This is a genomic window from Enterobacter cloacae complex sp. IR5401, assembly GCF_049238425.1.
Lineage (GTDB): Bacteria > Pseudomonadota > Gammaproteobacteria > Enterobacterales > Enterobacteriaceae > Enterobacter > Enterobacter hormaechei_C.
The window spans coordinates 144,313-163,319 of record NZ_JBMKHN010000007.1; the positions used below are offsets into that span (position 1 = coordinate 144,313).

At 49.4% G+C, this 19,007-nt stretch carries 12 protein-coding genes and 6 pseudogenes; 3 read left to right on the top strand and 15 right to left on the bottom strand.

All coding sequences use genetic code 11. The features are described 5' to 3' along the window. Positions 1-10 precede the first annotated feature (10 nt). Positions 11-217: a hypothetical protein gene (locus ACOTX1_RS12730; protein WP_022648388.1), complete on the bottom strand. Its 207-nt coding sequence runs from the start codon at positions 215-217 to the stop codon at positions 11-13. Positions 218-222: 5 nt separating this feature from the next. Next, positions 223-1,407: pseudogene (locus tag ACOTX1_RS12735) on the bottom strand (RHS repeat domain-containing protein); the annotation flags it as partial. Here ACOTX1_RS12735 and ACOTX1_RS12740 point away from each other — a divergent pair. Beyond that, positions 1,403-1,800, top strand: a pseudogene (locus ACOTX1_RS12740) (DUF933 domain-containing protein); the annotation flags it as partial. The pseudogenes ACOTX1_RS12735 and ACOTX1_RS12740 overlap by 5 nt on opposite strands. 563 nt (positions 1,801-2,363) lie before the next feature. Here ACOTX1_RS12740 and ACOTX1_RS12745 read toward each other — a convergent pair. From ACOTX1_RS12745 to ACOTX1_RS12755, 3 genes and pseudogenes are all read right to left on the bottom strand, one after another. Then, positions 2,364-2,837: a hypothetical protein gene (locus ACOTX1_RS12745; protein ID WP_263521576.1), complete on the bottom strand. Its 474-nt coding sequence runs from the start codon at positions 2,835-2,837 to the stop codon at positions 2,364-2,366. 628 nt (positions 2,838-3,465) lie between these two features. Next, positions 3,466-4,254: an Appr-1-p processing protein gene (locus tag ACOTX1_RS12750; RefSeq protein ID WP_044704307.1), complete on the bottom strand. Its 789-nt coding sequence runs from the start codon at positions 4,252-4,254 to the stop codon at positions 3,466-3,468. A 153-nt stretch (positions 4,255-4,407) separates the two neighbouring features. Next, positions 4,408-4,566, bottom strand: a pseudogene (locus tag ACOTX1_RS12755) (RHS repeat protein); the annotation flags it as partial. On the opposite strand from ACOTX1_RS12755, the pseudogene ACOTX1_RS12760 reads away from it, so the two are divergent. After that, positions 4,553-4,960, top strand: a pseudogene (locus tag ACOTX1_RS12760) (DUF933 domain-containing protein); the annotation flags it as partial. The pseudogenes ACOTX1_RS12755 and ACOTX1_RS12760 sit on opposite strands and share 14 nt — an antisense overlap. Positions 4,961-4,992: 32 nt before the next feature. Here the strand turns inward: ACOTX1_RS12760 and comJ are convergent. From comJ to ACOTX1_RS12780, 4 genes and pseudogenes are all read right to left on the bottom strand, one after another. After that, positions 4,993-5,475 carry a competence protein ComJ gene (gene comJ, locus ACOTX1_RS12765; RefSeq protein WP_023314287.1) on the bottom strand — a complete coding sequence of 161 codons (483 nt, stop codon included), beginning with the start codon at positions 5,473-5,475 and terminating at the stop codon, positions 4,993-4,995. 164 nt (positions 5,476-5,639) lie between these two features. Beyond that, the gene (locus tag ACOTX1_RS12770) at positions 5,640-6,191 is read right to left on the bottom strand and encodes a hypothetical protein (RefSeq protein ID WP_022651387.1); all 552 of its coding nucleotides are present in this window, start codon (positions 6,189-6,191) and stop codon (positions 5,640-5,642) included. A gap of 71 nt (positions 6,192-6,262) precedes the next feature. Further along, a complete protein-coding gene (locus ACOTX1_RS12775) occupies positions 6,263-6,739 on the bottom strand; it encodes a hypothetical protein (protein WP_032628402.1) in 477 nt (158 codons plus the stop codon). A gap of 1 nt (position 6,740) precedes the next feature. After that, positions 6,741-7,964, bottom strand: a pseudogene (locus tag ACOTX1_RS12780) (RHS repeat domain-containing protein); the annotation flags it as partial. Between ACOTX1_RS12780 and ACOTX1_RS12785 the strand changes: the two are divergent. Next, a pseudogene (locus ACOTX1_RS12785) lies at positions 7,923-8,099 on the top strand (hypothetical protein); the annotation flags it as partial. The pseudogenes ACOTX1_RS12780 and ACOTX1_RS12785 sit on opposite strands and share 42 nt — an antisense overlap. Positions 8,100-8,747: 648 nt before the next feature. On the opposite strand, the gene ACOTX1_RS12790 reads toward ACOTX1_RS12785, so the two are convergent. The 6 genes from ACOTX1_RS12790 to ACOTX1_RS12815 form a co-directional block, all read right to left on the bottom strand. Further along, the gene (locus tag ACOTX1_RS12790; protein ID WP_023314290.1) at positions 8,748-9,266 is read right to left on the bottom strand and encodes a hypothetical protein; all 519 of its coding nucleotides are present in this window, start codon (positions 9,264-9,266) and stop codon (positions 8,748-8,750) included. A 949-nt stretch (positions 9,267-10,215) separates the two neighbouring features. After that, positions 10,216-10,779 carry a hypothetical protein gene (locus tag ACOTX1_RS12795; protein WP_017384278.1) on the bottom strand — a complete coding sequence of 188 codons (564 nt, stop codon included), beginning with the start codon at positions 10,777-10,779 and terminating at the stop codon, positions 10,216-10,218. An 8-nt stretch (positions 10,780-10,787) separates the two neighbouring features. After that, positions 10,788-15,212, bottom strand: a complete 4,425-nt coding sequence (locus ACOTX1_RS12800) for an RHS repeat-associated core domain-containing protein (protein ID WP_120784915.1) — start codon at positions 15,210-15,212, stop codon at positions 10,788-10,790. A gap of 3 nt (positions 15,213-15,215) precedes the next feature. After that, entirely contained in the window at positions 15,216-15,656 is a 441-nt protein-coding gene (locus ACOTX1_RS12805) for a DUF1795 domain-containing protein (protein WP_263521573.1), read from the bottom strand. A gap of 208 nt (positions 15,657-15,864) precedes the next feature. After that, positions 15,865-16,371, bottom strand: coding sequence for a hypothetical protein (locus ACOTX1_RS12810; RefSeq protein ID WP_223831766.1), 507 nt, complete (start codon positions 16,369-16,371; stop codon positions 15,865-15,867). 1 nt (position 16,372) lies between these two features. Next, positions 16,373-18,955, bottom strand: a complete 2,583-nt coding sequence (locus ACOTX1_RS12815) for a type VI secretion system Vgr family protein (RefSeq protein ID WP_032667439.1) — start codon at positions 18,953-18,955, stop codon at positions 16,373-16,375. Between the last annotated feature and the right edge of the window lie 52 nt (positions 18,956-19,007).

A 19,007-nucleotide genomic window follows, 5' to 3' on the forward strand; every position in this document is an offset into this window, starting at 1 on the left:
TAATTATCTGTCAACAAAAATAAAAGTAAATATCCCGTATTAAATCTCCATCAACTTCATCAACAGTTCTGGTTTTGATTTTATTAAAGTCAGCTAAAATACCTTTCACTGGCACAGTAGACTTTGATATATCATCATAAAATGCTTTTTGTTGACTTTCCGGAACATATTTTTTTATTAAAAAAACAAGATTCTTTCGTAACTCTTCATCTGTCATCGCTTTTACTCCGGAATTATAGTAACACGTTCAAAAATAACAGGGTAATTACGTTCGATTGGTAGCAACTGTAATGCTCCACCTTTACCATACTCAGGATATGCACTGGTGAAAAGCTCATATCCAGGCCCTCGACCACCATTGGCAAGAGGTACTTGCACCTGAGGCACTCCATTTTTATACAGTTGTAATGTATCAAACTCACCTAATAAACGTGCATCACTCCATGAATCAGGATTACCTTTCTCATAAAAAATTTGATAGGCGTCCCTGGCTTCATGTGCAGATTTATATTTCGTATACCCAAAATAACTTAACGGGGCTGATTTATTTTCTATTGTCTGTGGAGCATATTTGCTATCCATATAACGATATGCTGTAGAAGGCATAGTCGAACTAGGGCCATTTGGACCAACATAGAAATCAGGTTTTGTTTTACCGCTACACTCGCGGCTCAACCCCCACGGATCCACCCACCCCAGCGCATTCGGCGCATACTGGTAAAGGTTTATCCCCCCCGCCAGCCCTATCGGGTCCTGCTGCGTAAACCTTCCGCAGTCCGGGTCATAATACCGGAACAGATTGTAGTGCAGCCCTGTCTCACGATCCAGGTATTGCCCCTGCATGCGCAGGTTCTGAGAATATCCTGATACCTGCGTCTCGCTTTCCCGCAGCAGCTTGCCCCAGGCGCTGTTCACCCCTTCCCAGCGCACCTGTCCTTCGCTATCCGTCATCCGCTCCGGCGTGCCGTTGGGCTGGCAGTGGAACCAGAAGATTTCCGGGGCATCAACGCCGTCGATACGCGCCAGCGGGTCGTAGCTGTCCTGATCGCTGTAGACGTAGGTCAGCGGCACATCCCCGTGCACTTCCTGCAACAGCCGGAACCCTTCCCATACAAACCAGGTGGTGACTGGGTTACCGGTTGGCTGTCCGCCCACCATCTGGCGACGCGTTTTGCTGATGCGTCGCACGAGCGGGTCATAGCGTAAGCTGGCCTGCGTCTGCGGCCTGTTGCGATTCCGCGGCTGGCTGATGACCTCCGTCAGGCGATGCTCGCTGTCGTAGCGGTAGTGCCAGCGGGTCTGGCCGTTATCCTTCTCCACGGTGCGGCCGTGGATGTCATAGCGCCAGCGAATGCCGTTCAGCTGCGTCAGGCGGTTGTGCGTGACCTTCTCAGCAGACTCTTCAAGCGATAAAGGTTCTGTAGTGGTAGCGTTTTGGAACGCGGTTGAATCCGATATCGCTGAAATGAACGACGCCGATCGTGAAGATTTCATGGCCGAGCAGGGTCTGAACCGCGTGATCCGCGCGGGCCATGAGATGCTCAGCCTGCAAACCTACTTCACCGCGGGCGTAAAAGAAGTGCGTGGACCATCCCTGTGGGTGCGACTGCGCCTCAGGCGGCCGATAAAATCCACACCGATTTCGTGAAAGGCTTTATTCGTACACAGACTATCGTGTTTGAAGACTTTATCACCTACAAGGGAGAGCAAGGCGCGAAAGAAACAGGCAAGATGCGTGCGGAAGGCAAAGATTACATCATTAAAGATGGCGATGTGATGAACTTCTTGTTTAACCTTTGAGTTGTTTTTAATGGGAAAAATCCCCGCTTGGGCGTGGATTTTTTTTTACATGGTAAAGAGAATGATGTCGGCAGTCGCAAATTTTAACGTCTGAAAAGGGTGCTGGTGTAAACGCTCTGCTGGTCAGGCAAGTCTCTCACCTTTAGCAGGTATACCCCCTTTGCGTACGCCAGTTTCAGGCACTCTTGTCGCTGTAATTTTAATGTTAAATGTGAATTTAGTACGAAGGTCCTGATCTAGACAACGCGTTACGTTTCATATCCCAAGAATAAAACCAATTATGCCAGCCATTTTGTATTACTGTAAAATTACATACAACAACCACTTCCTTTGACTGGTTTAATGTTAAGTAATAGAAAATAGCACTTTCAGGAGATGCAGACCAAAATAGTTTTTCACCCTGAGCGTTGAAGATGGTCAAAACGATTGGTAACGGCTTTGTCTCGCTTAACACAAACACAAATTGGCGTGTTGAATCGACCATTGCATTGTCTAAGAATGGTTTGCCGAAAATATATTTTATCCTTTAGCGATCAAAACGCTTCTATGATCAGTTTCATTTTTTATCCAGAACATTTCATCTTGAGGTAACGATCCATTACTGCAAAAATCAACAAGTTCACCTTGCAACCATCAGGAACATATTCTTGATAATGCATACTCTCAACATATTCCGAATATAATCTTTTATTATCAAAGTCTATAAATAAATCCGGCATAAGTTCATATATATCCCACCAAATTGTTTTTTGCGAAAGCCTTTTATAAAACTCCTCAGCAATGTCATCCTTATCGTATGAATAACCATCGCTAATTAAACCATCAATGAATATCTGCGCGTTTTCTTCATTTACAACTGGTATGTCATATCGTTCCTTATGGGTATTCTGTAGGTTTATTTCCACCCCACTTTTCACAAAATCCTCTACCCATTTTACTCTGTCTAAGACCCACATTTCCTTGAACGCAACGAACCAATAAAATGTTCCTTCATACTTAACTATCACAAGGAGTTCGTCATCTTTATTGATATTCATATAGTAACCTATCTTACATTCCCGGAGCCTGGAATCGCTACTTCTTCAAGCCATTCTGCCCATATTGATGGTAATTCACACGACCTACCTGGCGTTGTCGGATCCACGCGTAATGTTTGATTTTTTTATAGAGTAACGAACTTATCCCTTTTGCGCAGATAGAACTCTAGATATTTTTTAGGTCTATCCTGAAACGCACGCTCTTTGCTGTAGTTATAAGCATCGTTAAAATATTTATACGCTTCCTCGAATTGATTTAACTCATAACAGACCATGCCGAGATCGATTAAGGGTGCAGTATCTATATCCGATCCACGTGTCCGTAATGTCGTTTTTCCCCATTTGTTTTCCTCAGCATAATCCGCGAGATCAAAACATGCGCTGTACATGCAGGCAGCGATCCAGTTGGCGAGTTCCCATTCGAGCTTTGGCTCAGGAAGCGCTTGCCAGGCTTTTTGGTTTTGCTCTAAAGCCTCGGCGTATTTTTGGTTGTCGTGAAACTCGTTCCCTTGATCAATAGTATATTGTTATAGATATTATAATACTTAAGATCTTGTCCTTTTAAATAAAAACTTTGCCTAAGAAACCGCCAAAAACACCATAATCTATGGTTAAACTTTATTTAAAATTATAAAGTTATTACATTGCAATCAATCATTTTATAGCAAATATTTTTTAGTATTAAGGACTCTATAACATTCCAATCACCACCACCGAGGCCAGCTCCTATCCTTGGCATTTGTATAGAAAGGCGATTAACTAAAGCAAAGTCAGATAATTTTTCAAGACAAACTTTCAGAGAGTCATAACATACGTATTGTTTTTTGTCGTTGATATTTTTCTTTATACCATCCTGCGCATACATATTCGCAATAAATATCTTCTCCTGAGCATCAACCATAACAAAATCAACCACCCCTAATTCTGGGAAGTTATTTTCTTTGAAGCAACTAAGATAGCTTTTTTTTGCCGCAGGATATTTATTTGAAAGGGACAGAACAAAACCTTTACCCCACTTCCCTTTATTATTCACAATATGAGCAATAACTGTGGATTTTTTCAAAGGTTCCACAGCATCTCCAGACAAGTATTTTATTCGCTTTTTTTCTTGCAATGAACCCGTTGATGTTTGCCAGAAAACTTCAAATTCCTCATTTGAAATTTCTTCGGCGTCACTTAAGTTCAGGTCGCTTTTCTTACCATCATACAGCAGGAAGCCAACTTTTTCTTTTTTATCTAGCAAAGAGGAAGAAGCATAATAATTTCCATCTATAATATTTATTTGTCGCGTGGCTACTTCTCCTATGAACTCATTGAGAATAGTCCCTTCACCTGCAATAAAATCAACACTTCCTTTATAATATTTTTTCACCTCAACCACAACTCCTCCCACTTTTAACAATTCTTTTAGAGACAACGAGATCTTTTGTGTTTAAGATCAAAAATGTATTTTTCCGGGGTTCAATTACATCTAAGCCAGTTACATCTAGTTTTACCTGTAACGCTTGATGATAACCCAAAGGATCACTTCTATATTGATTGACTGTTGGGAATGTCACAATGTATGAGGGTAACGGAAGCTGACCTGCGTCCGCGGCCTGTTACGGTCCCGCAGCTGGCTGATGACCTCCGTCAGGTGATGTTCACCGTCATAACGGTAGTGCCAGCGAATGACGTTCAGCTGCGTCAGACGGTTGTGCGTGACCTTCTCAGCAGAGTCTTCAAGCGGTAAAGGTTCTGTAGAGGTAGCGGTTTACGCCGCGGTTGAATCCGATATCGCTGAAATCATCGACGGCGACCATAAAGAGTTCATGGCCGAGCGGGGGCTGAACCGCGTGATCCGCGCGGGCTATGAGCTGCTCAGCCTGCAAACCTACTTCACCGCGGGCGTGAAAGAAGTGAACGCGTGAATCATCCCTGTCGGTGCGACTGCGCCTCACGCGGCCGGTAAGATCCACACCGACCTTGAGAAGGGCTTCATTCGTGCGCAGACTATCGCGTTTTAAGACTTTATCACCTGCAAGGGTGAGCAAGGCGCGAAAGAAGCAGGCAAGATGCGTACGGAAGGGAAAGATTACTTCGTTAACGAGGTTCATGTGGTGAACTTCTTGTTTAACGTATGATTTTTTTTCATTCGATTTAGTTATTATTAACTTTAAAAAAAACCCTCTTTTAGAGGATTGTATTTTTTCCCTCCCCAAGGGTCGTCTAATAAAAACTTAGCAGGGATTGCTTCTTTTTCAGGCACAAGAGTAAAATTATAATAAATCTCGTCCCCTTCACAAACCTCATAAAAGAGCGAATAAATCTTGCCGGTTACGTTAATGCTTACATCAAATTTCTCTGTCGCAGATGCGATCTGGATCTTATTTTTATCCGTAATAAAAAATGGAACAACAATGCAGCGTTGTGCATTTTGATCTAATTTAAAAGCATTATCTATTTTGATATTGACGTTTGCTCCAAATGCGTCCTCTGGTAATGGATCGAATACAACATAATCCTTGTGTAAAACAGCGCCTTGAGAAACATTACCTTTTCCCCACTGACTCAGCTTTTCGTCATAGTCTCTGGATCGTAACAATATTTGACTATGTGAAATTAGCAGATCTACTGTTTGCATGATCTTATCACTCATTATATTCCCTAGACTTTTATTCTTGTTCCATATGATTGTTATGGAAAAACATTACCAATACTCGAACCTGCACCAAAATTACTGCTTTTAGATATCAGTTATAAGTTGTGCCGTGCCGTTGGATTGGCAATGGACCCAGAAGATATATGAAGCATCAACACTATCTACACGCGCCAGCAAATCGTAGTTGTCCTGACCACTTTCGTCGACGTAGGTGAACAGCACATCCCCGTGCGCTTCCCCCAGTAGGCAGTCATTCCCAGACACACCGGGTGGTGATGGCTTGCCGGTTGGCTGTCCGCCCAGCTTCTGGCGTCGCGTTTTACTGATGCGGCGACCGAGCGGATCGTAGCGGAAGCTGACCTGCGTCTGCGGTTTGTTGCGGTTCCTCGGGTTTGGCCGTTATCCTTCTCTACAGTGCAAGCATGGGTATTATAACGCCAGCGAATATCATTCAGCTGCGCCAGGCGGTTGTGCGTAATGTTCTCAACAGAACCTTCGAGCGGGTTAGCGGCTGCATCCCAGACCCCCTGCTCCTCTCCGGCCAGCGTGCCGTCCTGAACCAGGAGACGCCCGGCACTGTCTGTCGTACTGCCAGCGGTACCATTTGAGCGGGTTATCGTCCCGCTCTTCGCGCACCAAGTTATTGCGGTAGTAGTAATCCCAGCGGCGCTGCGACGGGCGCTGGGTATTTTACTTACGACAGTGGATGTCATGACGCCAGAGAATGCTTACCTAGGGTTTTATGTAAAGTAAATAATCCGAGGGATCAACCCTAACCCACACTTCAGCGTTTTATTTTTTGTGGGTTCCAATCAGAGTAATCAGCAACACGGATTTCATTAAGAACAAGATCTAGTGGAACATGTGCAATGCTATCTGCAATTTCATCATATGGCGCTGGCAACTCGAATGAAAAACCAAAGTCGTCATTTATAATAATACAGCCATTAAATATACGCTGTTTGTAAGTCAACCCTATTATTTCCCCCATCGTTTGGCCTGTTTGTAATATTTTATTATACCTCCCCTTATAGTTTACGTTACAACCAATAGAAATGATCGTTCCATCTTCAAGGGTAGCGATTGTCATTGTGTCATCTACAATATATGCAAGCCTTTTCTTATCATCAGGCAAGAAATAATCAAAGTAAGTTACCTTATAGCCAGCATATAACTCGCTTATGTACTTACTGATATTATCCCCCAAAAAAACGTTACCTAGTGCTCTTCCTGATAAAATATCAGCATTAAAATCGATCATTTTATACCCCCCCATTAAGTAAAACTCCGTCAACATAAACAGGTGAATCGGTTATTAAATCATAATTTTTAAACTCTCCATGACCAATTCTCCCATATACTACATCAGCACCATCAACTTCGCGATAAACTTTCCAGTAATCATTACCATGAATATTAGGTTGAGTTGGAGTCCCTCCGGGATGATAATCTAATTTGTACGTAGTACCTGATTTTGTTGTTTTGACATATTGAATATGTTGGATAGCTCCTGGTTTATTGGCTTGTGGATATGTTCTCGTCCAACCTTTGGATGTCAAAATATTATGAACATCAGCGGGTTTTTTCCCTGTTAATCTATCCACCCATCTTTGTGTTATACGATCTTTTTGAGAAAAACCACATTTTAACCCCCACGGATCCACCCACCCCAGCGCGTTCGGCGCATACTGGTAAAGGTTTATCCCCCCCGCCAGGCCTATCGGGTCCTGCTGCGTAAACTGCCCGCAGTCCGGGTCGTAATACCGGAACAGATTGTAGTGCAGCCCTGTCTCACGATCCAGGTATTGCCCCTGCATGCGCAGGTTCTGGGAATATCCTGATATCTGCGTCTCGCTTTCCCGTAGCAGCTTGCCCCAGGCGCTGTTTACCCCTTCCCAGCGCACCTGTCCTTCGCTATCCGTCATCCGCTCCGGCGTGCCGTTGGGCTGGCAGTGGAACCAGAAGATCTCCGGGGCATCAACGCCGTCAATACGTGCCAGCGGATCGTAGCTGTCCTGATCGCTGTAGACGTAGGTCAGCGGCACATCCCCGTGCACCTCCTGCAACAGCCGGAACCCTTCCCAGACAAACCGGGTGGTGACCGGCTTGCCGGTTGGCTGACCGCCCAGCATCTGGCGGCGCGTTTTGCTGATGCGTCGCCCGAGCGGGTCATAGCGGAAGCTGACCTGCGTCTGCGGCCTGTTGCGGTCCCGCGGCTGGCTGATGACCTCCGTCAGGCGGTGCTCGCCGTCGTAGCGGTAGTGCCAGCGGGTCTGGCCGTTATCCTTCTCCACGGTGCGGCCGTGGATGTCATAGCGCCAGCGAATGCCGTTGAGGTGCGTCAGACGGTTGTGCGTAACCTTCTCAGCAGATCCTTCGAGCGGGTTACCGGTAGTATCCCAGCGGTGCAACCAAGAGCACTGAAAATTACCGGTAACTATATCCCGGCGATGCAGGCGGCCAAGACGGTCATATTCGCTGCGGGTTCGTTAGTGTTAGTAGTTTGCGCCACGGTTGAATCCGATAATACTGAACTGGACGATGCCGACCGTGAAGAGTTTATGGAAGAGCTGGGTCAGGAAGGGCCAGGCGCGAAAGAAGGAGGCAAGATGCGTGCATAAGGAAAAGACTACATTGTTGAAGATGGCGATGTGATGAACTTCTTGTTTACGTTTAATTTTTATGAACGGGAAAAATCCACGCTTTCACGTACATTTTTTATTAGGGAGTCAAAAAAATATCTTAGAGATCTGACTTCTTGCTCACCTCCAAAGAAATGATTTGTGTAGTCGCAAGCTTTAACGTCTGAAAAGGCACCTCGATTAATCACTCAACAAGTAAGGCCAGACTCTAATACTTAGCGAGGCTGACACCACCGTTTCTTAGGAGAGGTCTGCCGGTCGACAATAATATATCTTCTAAATCCTTTTTTTGCGAGCGGGAATCGTTAAAAGTTTTGAATCGCATTTTATCATAATAAGCAGGGCCTGATCGAGACAACGCGTTACGCTTCATGCCATTTAAATAAAACCAATCATGCCAGCCATTTTGGTTTTCCACATAGCTAAAGACAACAACCCCTTCTTCGTTCAGATGATTTTTAAGTAATAGAAAAATGTGCCTCGTGGCAGTGCAGGCAAAGAAGCTTTTGCCCTAAGCATCAAATAGGGTTACAACGGTTAATAATGGCTTTTTATCGGTTAACACAAAAATTAACTCGCGTGTTGTAAGACCATTGCATAATCTAAAATGGTATGCTGAAAATTTTTTTACCCTTTAGCAATGATAACGTTTCTATGATTTGTTCCATTCTTTATCCAGAACATTTCATCTTGAGGTAACGTTCCATTACCGCAGAAATCAACAAGCTCACCTTGCCAACCATCAGGAACATATTTTTGATAATGCATACTTTCAACATACTCCGAATATAGTCTTTTATTATCAAAATCTATAAGCAAATCCAGCATAAGATCATATATATCCCACCAAGTTGTTTTTTGCGAAAGCCTACTAAAAAACTCATCAGCTATGTCATCCTTATCGAATGAATAGCCATCTTTAATTAACCCATCAATAAAAATCTGCGCGTTTTCTTCATTTACTACGGGTATGTTATATCTTTCCTTATGGACATCCTGTAGATTTATTTCCACCCCACTTTTCACAAAATCCTCTATCCATTTAATTCTATCTAAAACCCACATTTCTTTGAACGCCACGAACCAATAATATATTCCTTCTTTCTTTACTATCACAAGGAGATCATCATCTTTATTAATATTCATATAGTAACCTATTTTACATTACCGGAGCCTGGAATCGCTACTTCTTCAAGCCATTCTGCCCATACTGATGGTAATACATACGATCTACCTGGCGTTGTTGGATCAACGTGCTTAGGAGCCAATCCCCCTTGATTTAACGGATTAAGCATGCGTCAGGGGGTTGTGCGTGTCCTTTCCAGCAAGTCGTTCGAGGTGGATTACCAGCAGACGATCGCAGTTGTCATAATTTCATTATTGCGTACAGCTGGTAAAAGACTTTTAAATGCTCAGAGTCTAATATCTAAAGACTTTACACTTAAAAGAATGAGCATGACGTAAAGAAAAAGGTAAGTTGCGTGCAGAAAGCATAAAATCAAATCGTTAAAAATGGCGATGGGATGAACTTCTTGTTTAAAGTTTGATTTGTTTTTTATGAAAAAAACGAACTTGCGCACCCTTAGGAAAATAGAACTCAAGGTATTTTTCAGCTCTGTCTTGAAACGTTCGTTCTTTGACGTAGTTATAAGAATCATTAAAATATTTGTACGCTTCATCAAATTGATTCAACTCATAAAAAACCATGCCGAGGTCGATTAACGGCGCTGTCTCTATATCCGATCCACGTGTACTAAGTATCCTCTCCCCCCATTTTTTCGCCTCATCGTTCTCCTTGAGAGCAAAGCAAGCACTGTACATGTACGCAGAGTTGCAGTTGGCAATTTTCCATTCGATCTGCGGCTCAGGAAGAGCCTGCCGGACATTTTGTTATTGCTCTAAAGCCTCGGCTTATTTTTTTATCATGAAATTCGTTTCCTTTTTCTACAAGAGATGTAAATATTATTCATGTGTTTATTCATTAGCAATAGCAAATAAACCTCCTCACCTATAAAAAGGGGAATAAGAAATAAATGCTTTTAGAAGCAAGGAGGTATCTAAGACAGTAAATCTTTATTATTAAAAAACTTAAAAACTAACCAAAAAAGAATTTCTTAAACCCTTCAACCTCAACATCTTTTAGTTTAGTTTTAAGCATCACATCGATATCTTCCAGAAAATCTTCTCTTAAATTAAATTCATCATCTGTAGCATCACCATCATAATTATTTTGTTCCATCTCAATAGCAGAACAAAAAGCATTCAAAAAGTCAGCTAAGGAACCAGAAATTATAAAGTTTCGTTTTTGAATGCTACCATAAACAGGAGATGTTAGATTTTGGGTGTCACAAAAAAGAACGTCACCATTTCTTTCAGCAAAGATTATATATTCATCGCGCCAAGCCGTATCATTTTGAACTCGCCAACCGGATAATATTTCGTTGAGATCTTGAGGTTCAATAATCTGTAAATAAAAAGTACCATCAAATGTTGGACTGTCATTTAAAATCAAATGACGATAAAAAAAATCAACCTCCCCATTTAAATTCACGGGAAAAGAAGTCTCATTTTCATCGTCTGTATAGTCTATCTCTCCCATATTCAATTCATTCATTTTAAATTTGTTCACAAGATCTTGGACTGCATTTTTTATGTTCATCTTTCCACCTATAATTGCTTACATCGTTGTCTAGATTTTAGTGTTCTTTCTCTATCGATTAAGCGCCCACGCGTCGAGTTCTTAGTATTCCCTCTATGTCCTTGATCACCATGGACATGCTCATTGAACTTGTCGGGATGGTTATGATTTTTCAAGAATACAATGTTCCTCGGATCACCTTGCCATTTGGAACCAAGTGTACCATTGCCTTCTACCGAATTGATATGATGCCCGGTATAACCTGCCCGGGACATCACAGAGGTTAGGCTCTTGTTGGGAGTCTTCAAAATTAAATCCCTCTCTTGCGCTGTCCAATTTCTTGTGCCAGCCCCACCATCCTGCAATAAGGCTTTTTCTTGCACCCATGCCCTAGAAATAGCAGAGCTTCTAGCTCCACCTTGAGCAGAAAGAGAATCATGTGGCCGGTAACGAATGAGATCGTCAGGAGTCAACCCCCACGGATCTGCCCACCCCAGCGCATTCGGCGCATACTGGTAAAGGTTTATCCCCCCCGCCAGCCCTATCGGGTCCTGCTGCGTAAACCTTCCGCAGTCCGGGTCGTAATACCGGAACAGATTGTAGTGCAGCCCTGTCTCGCGGTCCAGGTATTGCCCCTGCATGCGCAGGTTCTGGGAATATCCTGATACCTGCGTCTCGCTTTCCCGCAGCAGCTTGCCCCAGGCGCTGTTTACCCCTTCCCAGCGCACCTGTCCTTCGCTATCCGTCATCCGCTCCGGCGTGCCGTTGGGCTGGCAGTGGAACCAGAAAATCTCCGGAGCATCAACGCCGTCAATGCGCGCCAGCGGGTCGTAGCTGTTCTGATCGCTGTAGACGTAGGTCAGCGGCACGTCCCCGTGCACCTCCTGCAACAGCCGGAACCCTTCCCAGACAAACCGCGTGGTGACCGGCTTGCCGGTTGGCTGGCCGCCCAGCATCTGGCGGCGCGTTTTGCTGATGCGTCGCCCGAGCGGATCGTAGCGGAAGCTGACCTGCGTCTGCGGCCTGTTGCGGTCCCGCGGCTGGCTGATCACCTCCGTCAGGCGGTGCTCACCGTCGTAGCGGTAGTGCCAGCGGGTCTGTCCGTTATCTTTCTCCACGGTGCGTCCGTGGACGTCATAGCGCCAGCGAATGCCGTTCAGCTGCGTCAGCCGGTTGTGCGTAACCTTCTCAGCAGATCCTTCGAGCGGGTTACCGGCTGCATCCCAGCGCCACTGCTCCTGTCCGGGCAGCGTGCCGCCCTGAACCATCAGCCGGCCTGCGCTGTCGTACTGCCAGCGGTACCAGCTGAACGGGTTATCGTCCCGCTCTTCGCGCACCAGGTTATGACGGTAGTCGTAATCCCAGCGGCGGGACCAGCGGCGCGGCGACGGGCGCTGGGCATTGCCGGTAAAAACGTCCCGGCGGTGCAGTCGGCCGAGGCGGTCGTATTCGCTGCGGGTGGTCAGCAGCCCCTGCGTGCGGCTGGTCTCGCGGTGAAGCTCGTCGCGGGTAAAGTCGGAGACCGACAGCTTATCGAGGGCAATGCTGAGCAGATGCCCGCTGCCGTAGTAGAACTGTTTCAGCTCGCGGCCATCGGGCAGCGTGACGGAGGTGCGGTTGCCCAGCGCATCATATCCCCACGCCAGATCACCATGCTCGCCCGCTTCGCGCGTGACGCGCCCGAGCGCGTCATACTCAAACACAAGCTCCTGCTCGGCCTCGGCGCTCCAGGCATCGGCTGAAAGTGCGGGATGCAGCCCAATCCGGCTCAGAAGGCCGGACGGGGTGTAGTGGTAGCGGGTCTGCCCTTCCGGCGTGGTGCGGGCGACCAGCTGGCCGCTCGCGCTCCAGGCGAAAGCATGGGTGATGGCCTCCGGATGTCCGGCGGCAAAGGTGCGCGCTATCGTACGCCCGCAGGCGTCATAGCGATACTGCGAGGCCACGCCATCGAGTCCCACCTCTTCCAGCAGCAGCGAGTCTGCGCCCCAGCGGAACTGATACGCTTCGCCGTTTTCGTTTTCCAGGGCAATCAAACGCCCGCGGCTGTCCCAGCGGCGGCGCACCTCTTCACCCTGCGTATTACGGGTGGCGGTTAAGCGCCCTGCCTCGTCGTATCTGAACTCGCTCTCTTTCCCATCGGCGCCCGCATGCTTCACCGGCAGGCCACGTTCGTTCCATTTGAGCGACTCGGTCCAGCCTTCTGGTCGGTCGAGCTGCACCGGACGCCCTGCGGCGTCGTAGCGGTAACGCGTCTCTTCGCCGTCGGCGGCTGTCTCAGCCACCAGCCAGCCCAGCGGATGATAACGGTATTGTGTCACACGGCCCGAACAGTCCGTCGCACGCACCATCTGCCCGGCCTCGTTGTACTCCTGGTAGCGGCTGTTCCCGGCGGCATCGACTTCTTCCACAACCTGACCAAACTCGTCCCGACGCAGCAGCGTGGTCTGCCCCATCGGGTCCACCACGCGCTTCAGCCCGTGATGTTCGTCGTACCAGAACCGGGTGGCGCTGCCGTCAGCTTCGATAATGGCCGCCGGAAGCGCGCGGTGCTCCAGCCAGGTGGTGGTGCGGGTGTTGCCGTCGGCGTCGATCTCCTGCACCCGGTTGCCCATGTCGTCATAGACGAAGGTAACGGCATTACCCAGCGGATCGATGCGACGCGTTAGGAGTTCGTTGTCATCCCACTCGTAGCGCCAGTTCTCACCGCTCTCGTCAACGTAGCGAACAATGAGGTTTTGCGCGTTCCAGTAATGCTTTCGCGTCTGACCGTCGTAGTGTTCGACGGTCGTAAGCCCGGCGGCTAGATCATAGGTAAAGCGACAGCCGTCGCCGGTGCTGGTGCGGTTTTCCACCACGCGCCAATGGTCGAATTTTTGCCAGCGGTATTCGCTCTCCAGCCCCCCCGGCAAGCGGTGCCAGACCATCAGGCCGTGGTCGTTGTAACGGTATTCACGCGTCACCACGCCGGAGGCATCCGTTGCGCTCGCCAGCTGGCCGCGCGCATCGTACCCCCACTGCATCAGCGGCCAGGTTTTGTTGCCGTCGAGATGGCTGGCTGCGGTAACACGCTGCGGGAAACGTTCATCGTCATAGCGCAGGGTGACATCGATCGCTCGCGGCTCGTCGTGAAGACCGATCAGCCTGCCGTGCTCGTCCCATTCCGTCAGCAACGCGTTGCCGTATTCGTCGCTGAGGGAGGCCAGGCGCATGATGGCTGGGTTAGCGCGGGTCGGTTTATACAGACGCCACACCGCGCCGTCATCGTCGGCTATCGCCACGTCGCCGCTCTCATTGCGGCGGATAATGATGCCTTCGCTAATGCTGTAAAACGCGCGGTCGACCGGCGGCAGTTCAAAGCTCAGCTCGCGCCCGGTTTCATCGAACCAGGTGGCATTGTTTTCTTCCAGCGTCAGATAGCTGTCAAAGGTGGTAGCCCAGCCCAGACCGAAAAGCCCTTCGCGGGTGGTCAGGCTGTTGTAGCTGCGCTGCCAGCGCAGCGGAAAGCGCCCCGGCAGCGAGAAATCGAGTTCGTCGTCGTCATTCAGCACCTTCACGCCGGTAGCAGCGTGAACCGGGTGCGAGGAGCCGAACACGGCGTTGACGGCCATATCAGCCAGCATCCCGCCACCGGCAGCAGCCAGCGCGCAGGGCATGTTTTTCAGGATCTTGCCCGGACGCCCGCGCAGCAGGGAGAGCGCAATCATCCCCAACGCCAGACCCGGCGTTTTACCGCTTTTGATATCGCGGACCGTGAGGGTGTCGCCGCCGATGATCACGTTCGGGGAGACGTCGTCGGAAACGGTGCCTTCGCAGGTGGTACGATCTTTCGCGCGTACCGCGGGCTGCCCGTTGATAAAGACGCTTTTGGAGCCTTCCGCCAGATACTGTGGCCCGGAGTGTTTATCACACGCCACCTTGTCTTCTTCCAGCGGCGAGGTTCCCGCGGCAGCAGAGGCGACGCTCGGCTGCCACATCTCGCTGCCGAACTGTCCGGCAGCGGAGAGCAGCATACCCGCGTAGTCGGCAAAGCTGCCCGGCGACTGCGGCTCAGGAGACGGGGTATCGGCAGGCGTTAACGTCCCGGCTGCGCGTGCAGCGGGAAGTTTATTTGTCAGAACATTGCTCGAACCGGTGGTGATCTTACCCGCAGGCGACGGCGGAAAAAGCGCGTTGCCCAGCCCTTCAGCAGCATTGCTGATATCGTCGGTGATCCCCGCGACGTTCGCCAGAACCCCACCAATAATGCCGCTCAACAGACAGCTGGATCCAATTGCCGCCACGCCTGCCGCTGCGGCCCCGGCTCCCAGCAGTGGGGCCGCGACGGTCGCTGCCGCGCCCACCGCCGCGCCAATCACCGCATAGGCAGCGCCTTCCGCCACAATGCTGGTAATATCAGCAAAAATGCTGGAGTGAATAATCTCGTCGCCCTTACGGGCCGCGTTGTTATCGCTCATGCCTTACACATTCCGGTTGTCGTTTAGCGTCAGACTCTGCTTCAGTGCGCTCCAGCGCGCCTCGTCCTCTTCCGTAAAGGCTTTTAAGGCCGAGAGGGTAAAAATCATCAGTACCGGTTTGCCCGGCGTCTGCACGGCCAGCTGTTTTTGCCACAGGCGCTGGCCGTTACGGTCAAAGGTGGTCTCAACTTCCAGTCCGCTAATGTTTCCGTCTGGCCCGGCTTTTACGTGCTGAAATTCGCTCTGGGCGTTCTCCCCCATCTGAGGGCGCAGGACTTCCCACTGACGGTGGAACTCTTGTTCGTAATCGCTACCATCCGGGATGACGCCGCGGCTGACTACCACGGACAGCCCGCTTTCGTCATCGCGAATGATGTTCATGCTGTTGTCCTGCCAGGCGGCAGGAAAAAGGGTAAAGGAACCTTCCTGGAGGGTGTATTTCATAAGTGAACTCGGGATGATTTATTAGAAAAATAAAATTAAAAGCGCTAAAATTTATACCGCCAATATTAATTACTGCTTAGCGACTCAGAGAAATATGATCATTAGAACGTTAGCACTTTCTTTTTTTCCGCAAAAACTTTAGGGGCAGCGATATTATTGGCCGTTTGATAATTATCTTCTTTCACAGCCCGTAAAATTGCCTCGCAACTTATTGTTCGTAGCGTGACATAACTACCCTGCCCAGGCATTCCTGATTCAGAACTGGAAAGCTAAATGCCCATGCCAGCCCGCGTTCATCGGTAGGGGTGCGATATCCAACTGATTGTCCCGGCGTGTTTCCGCGAGGGATATTAGACAATTTCAGATCCGGAAAATGAGATTTGACTTGATCAAGAGTAATACATGGTTGATTAACTACGAAAGAAACCAAAGATACGCTGTTATCACCATTTCCCCATAAACGAACATCCACATTACTGATCCGTGTGCCATCAGTTAACGTAAAGGGAGCTGAAGTATAACGGTCTTCTTTCTCCTGTGTATTATTAATCAGCGGTTGGTTAAACAGTTTACTGACATCCTCAACTTGTTTACCCCACACTGATTTCATTTCTTTAATCATTTGCCACAACGAATCTTGATTCATTTTATTATGCCCTGCATAGGTAAATATTGAAAATAGTGGAAGAACAATGAGGAATGTAGCTTTAATCATCCTACTTTCCATAGAATCCTCCATAGTAATCATTATAATTTAGATTAGTCCCTGAGGCTATTTCGCCTTTACCATACACTTTTCCTATTGCTTTGGCTGCATCAATGCGAGATAACTCACCACTTACCATTTTATCATAGGCAGAATTATATGCTTTTAGGTTTTCGGCACTTCCCGCTATATCAATATCAATACCGCCGTTTGCAAGGATCTCGCGTTGTATTTTAATGTTATTCAGCGTTGCTCCACCTTCATCCATAAGCTGGCTGTTGATGAAGCTTTCCTTACTCGAAGAATCTACCGCAACAGGATAAGTTGCATGCCCTGCCTCATGTGCCAGAGTTTGCACCGTTGTGGCTGTATCTTCCATGTGTTCAGGGTCCATGACAATCAATTTGTTATTCGTATCAGCGTAACTCCCCCCTCCTGCTGCTCCCGGCTGAATAGCCCACCCTTTATCTTTTAGATCTTTTAATTGTGTCTGAAGCGTTGGTGACTTATTGATTTCCTTAACTACATCTTCACTGAAGGGCATCACATCAGAGTTGTAGGAATTATTTTGATAGACGTAACTCCCTTTTAATGGTGGCGCTGATGCAAATTTTGTTGTTGGTTTTGGTCTGGTTGCTGCTGGCGCTGAAGCTGCGGGAGCCGGATTCTTAGCACTTTTATTCGGAGAAAACTTCTCCTGCACCGCCGCATCAATATCCCCTTTATGCCCCGATCCCGGCGCCGTTGTGCCCGGCTTGGTGCCCGACGTATTCAGATGCAGCTTACCGCCTGTGGTGATATACCCATCCCCTTCCACAAAGAAGTTAAACTCTTTGCCGATCAGGTTAATTTTGCCGTTAGCGTTAAGCTCAATAGCACTCTCGCCCGAGACCAGCCGCAGCTTCGTCCCGGAAGCAATGACGTACTGCTCCACCGCTGCATCCAGCTTGCCTTTACCCGTCAGGATCTCGGTTCCGCCTTTCACGGCCTGGATCTGATTAGCCTCCACGCGATGCAGCTCATTTTTCTTCACGTAATGGCTGCGCGCGCCGCCAACGGTGTGCGTTTCATCATTTTTAACGCTGGTGTCCATGTTGCGCTCGGCCTGGATCCACACCTGCTCTGCGCCCGCCTTGTCCTCAAAGCGCAGGGCGTTGGCGTTGTCCACGGAACCGTCCTTGGTGCGGCTCATAAAGCCCATCTGCGTCGCGGCAGCAGGCAGCGCCCACGGCGGCATGCTGGCTTCGTTATACACGCGACCAGTGATAATCGGACGGTCCGGGTCGCCGTTGATAAAGTCCACCACCACCTCATCGCCGACGCGCGGGATCTGCACCCCGCCGTAGCCCTGGCCCGCCCAGGCGCTCGACACGCGCACCCAGCAGGAGCTAGTGTCATCGCCCTTCGCCAGACGGTCCCAGTGGAACTTCACCTTCACGCGGCCGTATTTGTCCGTCCAGATACTTTCACCCTGCGGTCCCACGACTTTCGCCGTTTGCGGGCCGTAGGTGCGCGGCCACGCCGTGCTCTGCGCCGGACGGTACGACACCGACGCCGGGATAACGGTGAAATCGGTGCGGTGAATGGTTTCCCCCTCGCCGCTCGCGTAGCGGTTCTCCTCGAAGTGGTAGCCCGCCGCCGTCACCAGATACTCGCCGTTGTCGCTGAAGAACGGCGCGTTGGTCAGGGTGAAGATGTGGCCCGGCGCAATGCCCGCCGCCGTGGCGGTGGCCTGAATCTGCTGATGCTCAACCTGCCAGCGCTCCTGACGGATGCGGGCGTAGAACTCCGCATGGCCTGTCTCCACAAAGCGACCCGGCCAGTCGTACACGTCGATGCTGCCCGGTTTCGGTGACGCCGGGTTCTGCTGCGCCTGGAACAGCCACGCATTCGGCTTGCGGAAGTCGTAGTCGTCGAGGCTGTAAATCCCCGGCGTCACGCTATCCTCCAGCGCCCACTGGCTGATGCCCTCTTCGTCCGTACTGCCGCCGGACGGCGTCTGGTGGTAAGGAATGACCTCATAGCCGCTGAACGGCTGATGCTGCGTCGCGGCGTCGGTCAGCACCAGGGTGTGCTTGTCCGCCTCATGGCGGAAGTAGTACGCAATCCCCTCCAGCTCCATCAGGCGGCTGATGAAGTCCAGGCTCGACTCCTGATACTGCACGCAGTAGTCCCACACCCGGTAGCTGCCGGTGAGTTTGTCTTCGAGGTTAACCTGATGCTCACCCAGCAGGGTTTTGACAATCTGCGGTACCGTCTGGCCCTGGAAGATACGCAGGTTACGGTCGCGCTTCATCGGCCACAGGTCCGGCTCCACCGTCAGCTGGTACACCGCGTAGCGGGTGCCCGTCAGCTCAACGGCGCTCACCGCCACGCGCGTCACCTTGCCGTTGATAAAGCGGGGAGTAAGCAGGCTCTGCGTGGGGATGGTCACCGTGACCGGCTGACCGAGCAGCCTGCTGCGGTCAATGCGCGCATCCGTGCCGAGCAGGGTCAGCGTCAGCGCGAACGACTCGGACATCGCCTCGCGGCCGGAGAGTTTCCAGAAAAGCAGCCCCTCAACCGGGAGCTGGACGGTAATTCGGTTGAGCATAATCTTTATTCCACTATGGACGAATCTCAGTGCCAGAAGTTAACTCATCTCA

Coding starts and splice junctions, on each gene's coding strand:
- comJ (WP_023314287.1), bottom strand. CDS start 5,475: ATGAGTGATAAGATCATGCAAACAGTAGATCTGCTAATTTCACATAGT.
- ACOTX1_RS12815 (WP_032667439.1), bottom strand. CDS start 18,955: ATGCTCAACCGAATTACCGTCCAGCTCCCGGTTGAGGGGCTGCTTTTC.
- ACOTX1_RS12795 (WP_017384278.1), bottom strand. CDS start 10,779: ATGAACATAAAAAATGCAGTCCAAGATCTTGTGAACAAATTTAAAATG.
- ACOTX1_RS12730 (WP_022648388.1), bottom strand. CDS start 217: ATGACAGATGAAGAGTTACGAAAGAATCTTGTTTTTTTAATAAAAAAA.
- ACOTX1_RS12745 (WP_263521576.1), bottom strand. CDS start 2,837: ATGAATATCAATAAAGATGACGAACTCCTTGTGATAGTTAAGTATGAA.
- ACOTX1_RS12770 (WP_022651387.1), bottom strand. CDS start 6,191: ATGACATCCACTGTCGTAAGTAAAATACCCAGCGCCCGTCGCAGCGCC.
- ACOTX1_RS12805 (WP_263521573.1), bottom strand. CDS start 15,656: ATGAAATACACCCTCCAGGAAGGTTCCTTTACCCTTTTTCCTGCCGCC.
- ACOTX1_RS12810 (WP_223831766.1), bottom strand. CDS start 16,371: ATGATTAAAGCTACATTCCTCATTGTTCTTCCACTATTTTCAATATTT.
- ACOTX1_RS12775 (WP_032628402.1), bottom strand. CDS start 6,739: ATGATCGATTTTAATGCTGATATTTTATCAGGAAGAGCACTAGGTAAC.
- ACOTX1_RS12790 (WP_023314290.1), bottom strand. CDS start 9,266: ATGAATATTAATAAAGATGATGATCTCCTTGTGATAGTAAAGAAAGAA.
- ACOTX1_RS12800 (WP_120784915.1), bottom strand. CDS start 15,212: ATGAGCGATAACAACGCGGCCCGTAAGGGCGACGAGATTATTCACTCC.